The organism is Candidatus Moraniibacteriota bacterium (assembly GCA_026396275.1).
Lineage (GTDB): Bacteria > Patescibacteriota > Minisyncoccia > Moranbacterales > JAPLXC01 > JAPLXC01.
Genome location: JAPLXC010000001.1, coordinates 1 through 11641 on the forward strand (window position 1 = coordinate 1; position 11641 = coordinate 11641).

General features: G+C 43.4%; 11 protein-coding genes and 3 tRNA genes. 13 read left to right on the forward strand and 1 reads right to left on the reverse strand.

Annotated elements, in window-relative coordinates:
- The 5 genes from nusA to NT136_00025 all read left to right on the forward strand — a co-directional run.
- Positions 1-621: transcription termination/antitermination protein NusA (nusA, locus tag NT136_00005; GenBank protein MCX6765349.1), on the forward strand; the 621-nt coding region annotated here is incomplete at its 5' end.
- A gap of 153 nt (positions 622-774) precedes the next feature.
- Positions 775-2769, forward strand: a complete 1995-nt coding sequence (locus NT136_00010; GenBank protein MCX6765350.1) for a sodium-translocating pyrophosphatase — start codon at positions 775-777, stop codon at positions 2767-2769.
- A 49-nt stretch (positions 2770-2818) separates the two neighbouring features.
- A complete protein-coding gene (locus NT136_00015) occupies positions 2819-3211 on the forward strand; it encodes a GxxExxY protein (GenBank protein ID MCX6765351.1) in 393 nt (130 codons plus the stop codon).
- 44 nt (positions 3212-3255) lie between these two features.
- On the forward strand, positions 3256-4539 hold the full coding sequence (gene tig / locus NT136_00020; GenBank protein ID MCX6765352.1) for a trigger factor: 1284 nt from the start codon (positions 3256-3258) through the stop codon (positions 4537-4539).
- A gap of 96 nt (positions 4540-4635) precedes the next feature.
- The gene (locus NT136_00025) at positions 4636-5229 is read left to right on the forward strand and encodes an ATP-dependent Clp protease proteolytic subunit (GenBank protein MCX6765353.1); all 594 of its coding nucleotides are present in this window, start codon (positions 4636-4638) and stop codon (positions 5227-5229) included.
- Positions 5230-5316: 87 nt separating this feature from the next.
- Here the strand turns inward: NT136_00025 and gpmI are convergent, their stop codons facing one another.
- Entirely contained in the window at positions 5317-6885 is a 1569-nt protein-coding gene (gene gpmI / locus NT136_00030) for a 2,3-bisphosphoglycerate-independent phosphoglycerate mutase (GenBank protein MCX6765354.1), read from the reverse strand.
- Positions 6886-7144: 259 nt separating this feature from the next.
- On the opposite strand from gpmI, the gene rny reads away from it, so the two are divergent.
- From rny to NT136_00070, 8 genes are all read left to right on the forward strand, one after another.
- On the forward strand, positions 7145-8677 hold the full coding sequence (gene rny / locus NT136_00035; protein ID MCX6765355.1) for a ribonuclease Y: 1533 nt from the start codon (positions 7145-7147) through the stop codon (positions 8675-8677).
- 180 nt (positions 8678-8857) lie between these two features.
- Entirely contained in the window at positions 8858-9172 is a 315-nt protein-coding gene (locus tag NT136_00040; GenBank protein MCX6765356.1) for an HU family DNA-binding protein, read from the forward strand.
- Between the two features lie 278 nt (positions 9173-9450).
- Positions 9451-9521 (forward strand) — tRNA-Pro (locus tag NT136_00045).
- A gap of 177 nt (positions 9522-9698) precedes the next feature.
- A tRNA-Ala gene (locus NT136_00050) sits at positions 9699-9769 on the forward strand.
- A 154-nt stretch (positions 9770-9923) separates the two neighbouring features.
- On the forward strand, positions 9924-11003 hold the full coding sequence (gene dinB, locus NT136_00055) for a DNA polymerase IV (GenBank protein ID MCX6765357.1): 1080 nt from the start codon (positions 9924-9926) through the stop codon (positions 11001-11003).
- Positions 11004-11066: 63 nt separating this feature from the next.
- Entirely contained in the window at positions 11067-11315 is a 249-nt protein-coding gene (locus NT136_00060; protein ID MCX6765358.1) for an NUDIX domain-containing protein, read from the forward strand.
- A gap of 6 nt (positions 11316-11321) precedes the next feature.
- Complete coding sequence (locus tag NT136_00065) at positions 11322-11540, forward strand: hypothetical protein (protein MCX6765359.1); 219 nt, start codon at positions 11322-11324, stop codon at positions 11538-11540.
- A gap of 4 nt (positions 11541-11544) precedes the next feature.
- Positions 11545-11621 (forward strand) — tRNA-Arg (locus NT136_00070).
- Positions 11622-11641 lie beyond the last annotated feature (20 nt).

The following is an 11641-nucleotide window of genomic DNA, read 5'->3' on the forward strand; positions in this document are numbered from 1 at the left end:
TTTGAATTAGAAGTTCCTGAAATTTTCTCCGGAACAGTAGAAATAAAAGCCGTTGCCCGCGAAGCCGGAGCGCGGACAAAAATTGCTGTGGCCTCCAACGAGGAAGGAGTTGATCCGATTGGTTCCTGCGTGGGCCAAAAAGGAACAAGGGTGCAAGCAGTTATTGACGAGCTGGGAGGGGAAAAAATTGATATTATTGAATGGAACGAAGATCTGGAGAAATTTATCGCCGCATCCCTTAGTCCTGCTAAGGTTCTCGCGGTAACGCTTGACGATGATAAGAAAGAAGCGACAGTGAAGGTGCCGGAGGATCAATTGTCGCTGGCGATTGGCAAGCGCGGGCAAAACGTGCGTTTGGCAGCGAAACTCACCGGATGGAGAATTGATATGATTGGTGAGATGCTGAAAGGCGCAGACGCAACGCAGACAAGTGCGGACAATAAATCGCAGACTAACGCGGAAATTGAGAAACCAAAAAACGAAGAAACTGAGCAACTGAGCAACTCCGCAAAGCCCGATGTTGCGTCGGGCAACAGGGCAGGCAAAGAAACTAAAAAACAGAAAAACAAAGAAACTAAAGAACAGAAGGACGGAGAAAATAAAGAAAGTGAAAAAGAATAAAATTAAGTTCACTTTTTAATTTCAAAATCTAAAATCCAAAGTGCTCCAAATCAAATCCAAAATCCAAATATTTAAAATTTTTAAAATCGGGTTTTAGTCATTTAAAATTGATTTGGAATAATTTGAGCTTTGAAATTTGGATTTTATAGCATTATGTCTATCGAACTCTACTCAATCCTCGCTGCGCTTCTGGCCATCACTTTCGCACTTTACCTCGCCTGGAAGATAAATAAATTTCCGGAAGGCGAAGGAAAAATGGTAGAAATCTCAAAAGCGATTAAAGAAGGCGCTAGAGCGTTTCTTAACCGGCAGTATAAAACTGTCGCTTATGTGTCCATTGTCGTGGCGCTTATTCTTTATTTCACTTTGGGACTAGCTACTGCGGTTGGATTTTTAATCGGCGCTATTGCTTCAGCTGCAGCTGGATACATTGGAATGTATGTGGCAGTGCGGGCGAATGTGAGAACGGCGGAAGCTGCTAAAAAAGGTTTGCCTCAAGCGCTTGATGTTGCTTTCAAGGGCGGAGCAGTCACCGGACTTCTGGTAGTTGGCTTGGGACTTCTGGTAGTGACTGTTTTTTATTTAGTTACCGGTGATATTAAAGCTCTCATCGGAGTGGGATTTGGCGGGAGCTTGATTTCTGTTTTTGCCCGCCTTGGTGGAGGAATTTATACCAAAGCGGCTGATGTCGGGGCGGATTTAGTGGGAAAAGTGGAAGCCGGAATCCCGGAAGACGATCCCCGTAACCCGGCGGTGATTGCCGACAATGTCGGCGATAACGTCGGCGATTGTGCGGGAATGGCGGCCGACCTTTTTGAAACCTATGCAGTGACAGCCATCGCGGCGATGATTTTGGGATCTTTAACTTTCGTGAGTTTCGGAAACGCGGTTTTGTATCCGCTGGCAATCGGCGCCGTTTCAATCGTCGCTTCAATTTTAGGAATATATTTTGTGCGGCTTGGCAATAGTAAAAATATTATGGGAGCGCTTTATAAAGGCCTGACAGCTTCTTCCATAATCGCGCTGGCTTTATTTTATCCAGTGACAAAATCCCTGATGTCGGCTAACAATTTATATAACTGGCAGAACTTATATCTCGCTTCCGTCATTGGCATAATTGTCACCGCCGGAATGGTGGCAATCACCGAGTACTATACTTCCAAAAAATTCCGCCCTGTACAAGCTATTGCCAAAGCTTCAAAGACAGGACACGGCACAAATATCATTATGGGACTGGCTATGTCGATGGAAGCGACGGCCCTGCCGGTCATTTTAATTGTTGCAGGAATATTCGGATCGTTCTGGCTGGCGGGAATTTATGGCGTTGCGGTGGCAGCGATGAGCATGCTTTCAATGGCGGGAATAATCGTCGCCATTGATTCTTTCGGGCCGATCACCGACAATGCCGGGGGAATCGCCGAGATGTCGGGTCTAGGGGAAGATACGAGAAAAATAACCGACGCGCTAGATGCAGTGGGAAACACGACTAAAGCGGTGACCAAGGGTTACGCTATTGCTTCAGCGGGGCTGGCGGCGATAGTATTATTTGCTTCTTATACTGAAGAATTAACTGTTCAGGGAGGGCAGGGCGTGGCTTTTGACTTGAGCAATGTAAAAGTTCTAATCGGGTTATTTATCGGCGGGATGCTTCCTTATCTTTTCGGTTCTATTTCCATGCGAGCGGTTTCTAAAGCGGCTGGCGCGGTAGTTGAAGAAGTGCGAAGGCAATTCAGGGAAATAAAAGGCATAATGGAAGGTACTGCGAAACCCGATTATGCCTCAATCGTGGATATTGTGACTCGCGCGGCGATCAAGGAAATGATTGTGCCGGCCCTCATTCCGGTTCTGGCTCCAATTTTAGTCGGTTTCATTCTCGGCCCGCAGGCCTTGGGCGGACTTTTGGTCGGCTCGATTATTACCGGATTGTTTGTCGCTATTTCTATGACGAGCGGCGGAGGGGCCTGGGATAACGCCAAGAAATTCATTGAAGAAGGAAATTACGGCGGAAAAGGATCATTCGCCCATCAAGCGGCTGTTACCGGAGACACAGTGGGCGACCCCTACAAAGACACGGCTGGCCCAGCTATTAATCCAATGATAAAGATTATCAATATCGTGGCGCTATTAATAGCAGGGTTGATAATATAAATTAAGTAAAAACCCGCGAATTACGAATCTTTTACGAATATACAAATAAATGAAAAGAATCGTGTGTAGCGATAAAGTAATTCATAAAGAATTAAGCTACAAGATAGTCGGTGTTTTATTCTGCGCATATAATGAGTTAGGTTATGGCTTTCAAGAAAAATATTATCAAAAAGCCATTGAACAGCGTCTTTCCGAGGAAAAAATAAAATACAAGAGTCAGGTGCCTTTTAAGATATCATTTAGAGGAAAAGAAATAGGCAGATATTATCTTGATCTATTAATCGAGGATAAGGTTGTTGTTGAAATCAAGAAGGGTAACTATTTTTCCAAAAAGAACATTGAACAGGTTAAAGGATATTTAAAAGCTACTGGCTTGAAACTGGCAATAATTGCTAATTTTACCTCCAAAGGCGTAAATTTTCTGAGAATAGTTAATATCTGAAATTCGTATATTTGTAATTGATTCGTAATTCGCGGGAATTCTATATGGAAATTAAAAAACTGGCAAAATCAGAAATAGAGATTAAAAATTCAATCCCTTGGTCCGAGTGGCAGAAATTTTTGGACCGGGCGTATGAGAAGATGAGCAAGGACATTAAAATCTCCGGTTTTCGGCCGGGCAAAGCGCCGAAGAATATGGTGGAAGAACGGATTGGAAAACATAATATTCTTGAAGAAGCAGCGGGGATGGCGATTGAAAAAGATTATCCGAAAATCGTGGCGGATAATAAACTCGATGTTATCGGGAAGCCGCGCGCGCAAATTACTAAAATTGCTGAAGGGAATGATCTGGAATATAAAGTGACAACGGCAGTAATGCCGGAAGTAAAAATCGCTGATTATAAGAACGACATTTCTAAAATTAACAAAGAGTATAAAAATAAGGAAACAAAAGTAGAAGATAAAGAAATAGATCATGAACTGGAACATTTGGCTAATTCGCGCGTGAAATTAGTAACAGTTAACCGCGAAGCCAAATATGGAGACAGCGTCATTTTAGATTTTCAGGTTTTGCGTGACAACGTTCCCATTGAAAACGGAACGAGCAAAAATCATCCGCTGGTACTGGGCAAAGATGTTTTTATTCCAGGGTTTGAAGATAACATCATTGACATGAAGGAAAATGAGGAAAAAGAATTTGAGCTTAATTTTCCAGAAAATTATCATGAAAAGACACTTGCTGGAAAGCCAGTAACTTTCAAAGTGAAAGTAAACTTAGTGCAGAAACGCCAGGTTCCGGAAGTGAATGATGATTTTGCCAAATCACTTGGTAAGTTTGAAAATCTATCCGCACTCAAAAAAAACGTTAGCGATGGAATGAAACTGGAAAAGGAAAAACACTTGGTAGAAAAAAGGCGGGCGGATATTGTTGATAAGCTGGTTGAAAAATCGGAAATTAATCTGCCGGAGATTTTGGTGCATAGTGAGCTTCACAAAATGATCCAGGAATTTTCTTTTCAAATCGAAGGCATGGGCATGAAACTTAATGATTATTTGAACAAGCTCAAGAAAAGTGTGGACGATCTTGAGAAAGAATGGCAGCCGCAAGCAGAAAAAAGAGTGAAAGCATCTTTGGTACTTGAAAAAATCGCTAAAATCAGGGAAATTGAAGTGCCGGCTGAAAAAATTGAGGAGGAAATGAACAAGACCATGCAATACTACAAAAATGTCAAAAATATAGAAAAGAATATTGAGCTGGAAAAGTTGTATAATTATACGAAGGGTGTTTTAATTAATGAAGAAGCGTTTAAATATTTAGAGAGTCTGTAATCTTTACGAATTACTAATCAGGTACGAATATACTAATATTTTAATGAAAGCATTCGTATATTAGTAAGAAATTCATAATTAGTAAAGAATGAATTTATGCAAAAAATAACCAACCAGTTTCTTATCCCCACAGTGATTGAAAAAACCAATTACGGCGAGCGGGCTTATGACATTTACTCGCGCTTGCTCCGTGATCGCATTATTTTCATCGGCAGTCCCATTGATGACATTGTAGCCAATTCAGTAATCGCCCAACTCCTTTTCCTGGATTCCCAAAATCCCAAAGAGGACATAAAGGTTTATATCAACTCTCCGGGCGGAGCGGTAACCTCGGCTCTTGCCATTTACGACACGATGCAATACGTTCGCGCTGACATTCAGACGATCTGCGTGGGGATGGCGGCCTCCGGCGCGGCACTGCTTTTAGCAGCGGGAAAAAAAGGAAAACGACTGATACTTCCTAACAGCGAAGTGTTAATTCATCAGGTGATGGGAGGAGCCCAGGGACAAGCGACAGATGTTGACATTCACGCCCGCCACATTATCAAAATTAAAGACCGGCTCAATAAAATACTGGCCAAACACACCAGTCAGAAGCTGGAAAAAATAGTGCGTGACACCGAACGCGACTACTTCATGAGCGCCGAGGAAGCACTTGATTACAAGATAGTGGATAAGATTATAAAATAAGATTTAAGATTTAGGAATTAAGAATATTTTAAATCGCCGATTTAAACCGGCGATTTTTTCTTAAATCTTAAATCCCAAATCGTAATTCTATTTCAGTATCGGCAATAAACTCTCTCCGTTCATTTCCTTCGGCTTTTCAATTTTCATAATATCCAGAATTGTCGGGGTAATATCGCTTAGCAGCCCCCCCACTTCAGTTTGCCCCCTCACAATTTCTTCCGCTCTCTTTTGTCGATGGTTATCAGAGGTAATGAACCAGAGAGGAACCGGATTAGAGGAATGTTCCGTGTCAACTTGCCCGGTTTGGAAGTTTCTTATTTCCTCGACGTTTCCGTGATCCGAGGTGACAAGAAGGCATCCTCCCGTCTTAAGCACTGACGGGATCAGGAGAGACAAACTTTTATCAACTGCCTGGACCGCCTCTACACAGGCCTCTTCATTGCCGGTATGTCCGACCATATCGGGATTGGCATAGTTAATTAAGATAAAGCCGTATTTTCCTGAATCAATGAAGGCAATGGCTTTTTCCGTGACTTGGGGAGCGCTCATTTCCGGCGTTTCGTCGAATTTTGAGACAATTGGGGAGGGAACCAGAATCCTGTCTTCTCCTGGCCAGGGTTCTTCTTTTCCGCCGTTAAAAAAGTAGGTAACGTGAGCGTATTTTTCCGTTTCAGCGAGACGCAACTGCCTCACCTTGTGCTTGCTTAAAACCTCTCCTAGGCCGTTTCTAATTTGCTCAGGAGGAAAAGCAACACCAACAGGGAGATCTTTTTCGTATTCAGTCATCGTTACAAATTCCAGTTTGAGCATTTTTTCCCTTTTAAATTTCTCAAAGCCGGGAAGAACAAAGACCTTAGTTAATTCTCTGGATCGGTCACCCCGGAAATTGAAAAAAACAAGAGAATCATTATCCTCTACTAATGCCACAGGTTTTCCATTTTCTGTTATTACCGCTGGCTCCACGTATTCGTCGGTAATTTCTTTGGCATAGGAATCCTGAAGATGCTTAAAAGGGTCCGATACCAATTCTCCTTTTCCTTCGGTAAGCAGGCGATAGGCCTTCTCTATTCTGTCCCAGTTATTATTTCTGTCTAGTGCCCAGTTCCGGCCGCAGAGAGTGGCGATTTTTCCTATGCCGTAAAGCCGTATCTTGTCTTGAAGCTCCTTGATGGTTTTTGTTGCGGCATTGGGGGGAGAATCCCGGCCGTCAGTAAAGATATGGATAAAAACTTTTTCCAGATTCTGCGCTTTTGCCATTTCCAATAACGCGTAAAGATGCTCTCGGTGGGAATGAACCGAACCGTCGCCAATTAGTCCCATCAAGTGAAAAGAACTGCCTTGTTCTTTTGCGCTTCTCATCGCCGTAAGTAGCACTTCGTTTTTGAAGAAAGTGCCGTCCTGGATGGACAAAGTAATGCGGGGCAAATTCTGATAGATAATTTTGCCTGCTCCTAAAGCCATATGGCCTACTTCGCTGTTTCCTGATTCTCCCCAGGGAAGACCGACGGAAATTCCTGAGGCCTGAAGAGTCATCGAAGGATAGAATTTATTCAATTTTTCAATCGTGGGAAGTTGGGCTTTTCTAATGGTGTTCCCTTGAGTATTACTGCTTATGCCCCAACCGTCCAGCACAACCAGAACTACTGGCTTGTACATAAAATTTGTTTTTGCAATAAAAAAATTTCTATACTTTTCCCATATTATCACAAATATCCTACTTTGACAAAAATTGCCCGCTGATATATCATAACAAGAGTAATAATAAATGTTTATTTCAATCGTTCATTTGGTAAGCGGATGTAAAATAATATGCATTGGTCGTGTATGGAAAATGGAAAAATAATTTTTTATCGCGATGTTTCTGCCAGTCGCTATTTTTGGCGTTTGGCTTATCAATTGAAGAGATTTCAAAATTATGGAAACAAGTTTGGTTTACGTAGCTATCGGTATTGTGACGCTGGCCATTGGCTCACTTCTGGGATATCTTGCCCGCCAGACGATTGCTAAAAAGCAGCTTACAACGGCGGAGGGAAAAATTAACAAGATGCTTGAAGAGGCGCAACAAAAGGCGCAGGAGTTGACATTGGACGCGAAAAATCGGGCGGTAGAGATTTTAGAAGAGGCCAAAAAAAAGGAAAAAGAGCGCGAAGATCAAATTCTTCGTCTGGAGCAGCGGCTGGAAAAAAGAGAAGGACTTTTAGACAGTAAGATTGACGAGCTGGATCGCGGAAGGAAAATTTTGGAGCAGAAGGCGGAGGAAATCAGAAGAATCCGCCAGGAAGCCGATGAGGCCCGCAGCAAAGAACTGAAGCGCTTGGAGAAAATTGCCGGGCTTTCCAAAGATCAGGCCAAAAAAATACTTCTTCAACTGACTGAGGAAGAAGAAAGGGAAATTTTGGCACAAAGGATTGCCAAGATGGAAAAAGAAGGGAAAGAAGAACTGGAAAAAAGAGCGCGCAACATTATGACGCAGGTCATTCAGAAATATGCCGGATCGCACGCTTCCGAAATAATGACTACGACCGTAGCTATTCCTTCAGATGAAATAAAAGGAAGAATTATCGGGCGGGAAGGAAGAAATATCAAGACACTTGAACGCCTTACCGGAGTGGAAATAATAATTGATGATGTTCCGGAAGCGGTTGTTATTTCCGGTTTTGATCCGGTAAGACGCGAGATCGCCAAGATCGCGCTGGAAAAATTGGTAGTGGATGGAAGAATTCATCCAGCCCGAATTGAGGAAACCATTGAATTTGCCAGAAAAGAGATTGACAATAAAATCAAAGAAGCCGGCGAGGCAGCCGCTTATGACGCGGGAATTGCCGGACTGGATTCAAAACTCATCTATCTTTTAGGACGGTTGCGTTACCGGACCAGTTACGGACAAAACGTGCTCCTTCATTCATTGGAAGTAGCTCATCTATCCGGAGCTTTGGCGGCGGAACTGGGAGCGGACGTGGCAGTGGCTAAGAAGGCCGGACTGCTTCATGATATAGGAAAAGCGGTTGATCATGAGGTGCAGGGAACGCACGTTGACATCGGGATTAAGATTCTGGCCAAGTTCAGCATTTCTCAAGAAGTGATTGACGCCATTCGGCCCCATCACGAGGAATATCCTTTTGAGACCCAAGAAGCGTTTATTGTCGCCGCGGCTGACGCCATTTCAGCCAGCCGTCCAGGCGCCAGGAAGGATACTTTGGAAAATTATCTTAAGCGCTTGGAAGAACTGGAAGCAGTGGCTAATTCCTTTCCGGGGGTAGAAAAATCCTATGCCATTCAGGCCGGTAGAGAAATCAGGGTTTTCGTAAGGCCGGAGGAAATTGATGATTTGGGATCCCTGAAATTAGCCCGTCAAATAGCCGATAAGATTGAGCAGGAATTAAAATATCCGGGGGAAATAAAGGTAAATATTCTGCGGGAGACAAGAGCGGTGGAATTCGCCCGGTAGAATTTTGGTGTGCCACGTAAAGTTCCGCTTTGCGGAACCATGTGGCTACAGCGTGATGAAATTTTCTTTAAAAATTTCATTTTACGGTGTGTATAACTACATTTGCTTTATTTGTGGGAAAAAAGTAGAATAGTTAAAGTTAAATGCAACTATTAAATCAAGCCCGCCTTCATTAGGACTATGGCGGGCAAGCTAGAGAGGAAGGTGGAAATTATGGCTAACGTAAACAAAGACGCGCTAGTAGACGCAATTGCAACAAAACTCGATCTTTCCAAGAAAGACGTAGAGGGAGTAATTGACGCGTTCACCGAAAAAGTTACCGAGGAAATTCGCAAAGGTAATAAAGTGACACTTACTGGATTTGGAACTTTCCGGGTCTCAAATCGTGCCGCTCGTGAGGGAATTAATCCTCAAACCAAGGCGAAAATTCAGATTCCGGCGATGACCGTCCCGAAATTTACTGCTGGAAAGGCCTTAAAAGAAGCTGTTAAATAGGGCTTAATCTATCAAGGAAAATTTTTTTATCCGTACGGGTAAAAACTCCGCTTCCGTGTAAGCGGGAATCCAAAAGATAGAAACAAAATCCCCCCAGAAAGGGGATTTTGTTATTTTGAATTATCTATTTTTATTGACTAAGCATCTCTCGCACGATATGATGACAAGTAGTTTTAGCTGGAAACGGGGTATAGTGTAATGGTAGCACGCCCCGAAGGACTCCGACGTTACGTCGGAGCCTAAGGGGTAAAAGTCCTTCTTGCCCGCCGAAATTTTATCGGAGTGTCGTATACCGGTAGTACGCCTGCTTTGGGAGCAGGTAGACTGGGTTCAATTCCCAGCACTCCGACTAATAAAAAATTAGGCGGGTGAAGGAGGATTTAGTCTCGGTTCGAATCCGAGTAACCCGAATATTGAAAACGGGCTGTTAGCTCAGCTGGTAGAGCGCTACATTTTCACCCCGCACCAAAAACGGGGACATAGTTAAACGGTATAACAGGGCATTTTCACCCCGCACCAATTTTAAGGGCTCATAGTATAGTGGCAATACATCGCATTCGCATTGCGGAGACGCGAGTTCGATTCTCGCTGAGTCCACTGCAATAATTGGTGCGGGGCAAGTTGCCCAATTCCGGGTTCAATTCCCGGTGTCTCCAAAAGAGATTTTGGTGCGGGGCAAGTTGTAGAGGCCACCGGTTCGAATCCGGTACAGTCCACACTCTATCCTAAAGTTCAACTTCAGGAAAAACTTATGAAACGCATCATTGCTCATCTGGATATGGACGCTTTTTTCGCGGCGATTGAGGAACGCGATCATCCGCGGCTACGCAGACTTCCTATTGTTGTAGGAGCTGATCCTAAAGAAGGCAAAGGACGCGGAGTGGTTTCCACCGCCAATTACAAGGCTCGCGAGTATGGCATTCTTTCGGCTCTTCCCATTTCCACCGCCTGGCGCTTTTCGCAAAAAGCCAAACGAGAGGGAAAACCCGAAGCAGTTTTTTTGCCGGTTGATTTTCACCGCTATGGCGAAGTTTCTGATCGAATTATGGAGATAATACGTGAATATTCTTCTCATGTTGAGCAGTCAAGCATTGATGAGGCCTACCTTGATTTAAGTTTTGTTAAAACCTATCCTAAAGCCAGAGCGATCGCGCAAAAAATCAAAAATGAAATCAGGAAAAAAGAAAAATTAACCGCTTCCATTGGCATTGGGTCCAATAAGTTAATAGCTAAAATTGCTTCGGACTTCAAGAAGCCGGACGGACTCACCGTGATAAACGAAAAAGAAATTGAAAAATTACTTGCTCCGCTTTCGGTTCGAAAAATTCCCGGAATCGGCCCCAAAGCCGAGCAAATTTTGGCTAAAATAAGCGTAAAAACCATAAGAAATTTGCGAAAGCTTCCCCGAGCAAAGATTCACGATCTTTTTGGCAAATGGGGTAATGAAATGTATGAAAGAGCCCGCGGCCATGATGAGTCACCCATTGAAGAAGAGTGGGAAACAAAATCAATCGGAGAGCAGGAAACTTTTAATCAGGATACGCTTAATTCTTCTTTTGTCATCGGAAAACTGGAGAAGATATGCAAAAGCGTGCTGAAAAATTTGCCGCGTGAAGGATTTCAGAAGTTTAGGACGGTTGTGGTAACTATAAGATTTTCCGACTTTGAAACCAAATCCCGTTCGCATACCCTGGCCGAACCGACAAATTCTCTTTCCAAGCTAAAATTCGAAGCCATCAAGCTCCTGATGCCTTTTCTTGATCACCGGGAAAACCCTCGCCGCAAACTCATCCGCCTCGTCGGAGTTAGAGTGGAAAAATTAGAGCATTAAGAGTATGCTAAACAGTATGGCGTAACAGCAAGCATTTTTAATGGAAAGGTTAAGAATAATTAAATGGAAACGCTAAAAAAGATCCTAACATTGTGTGTAGTTCATCAAGGCGATCAGATACTTTTAGGCATGAAAAAAAGAGGATTCGGAAAAGGTTACTGGAATGGATTTGGAGGAAAAGTACATTCCGGTGAGTCGATTGAGGAAACCGCGATGCGGGAAATAAAAGAAGAAGTCGGCATTGTGCCGGAGAGTCTCGAAAAGCATGGAATATTGAATTTTGAATTCGAGGGCAACCCGGAAATTTTATAAGTGCATGTGTTTAGAATCTCCAGGTTTGAAGGAAAACCGATTGAAACCGAAGAAATGAAGCCGCAATGGTTTTCTATTGACGCGATTCCCTATGAGCATATGTGGCCGGATGATCCTTACTGGCTGCCGCTGTTGCTTTCCGGAAAAAATTTTCAGGGAAATTTTAAATTTGGAAGAGAAAACAAAATTTTAAAGCAGGCTGTTCGAGAGGTCGATAAGCCGTGAATATGTCCTTGTAGCTCAGCTGGATAGAGCGTCAGCTTCCGGAGCTGAAGGCCGTAGGTTCAACTCCTACCGGGGTCACCAGACAAGTCAGGCGGGCGGGG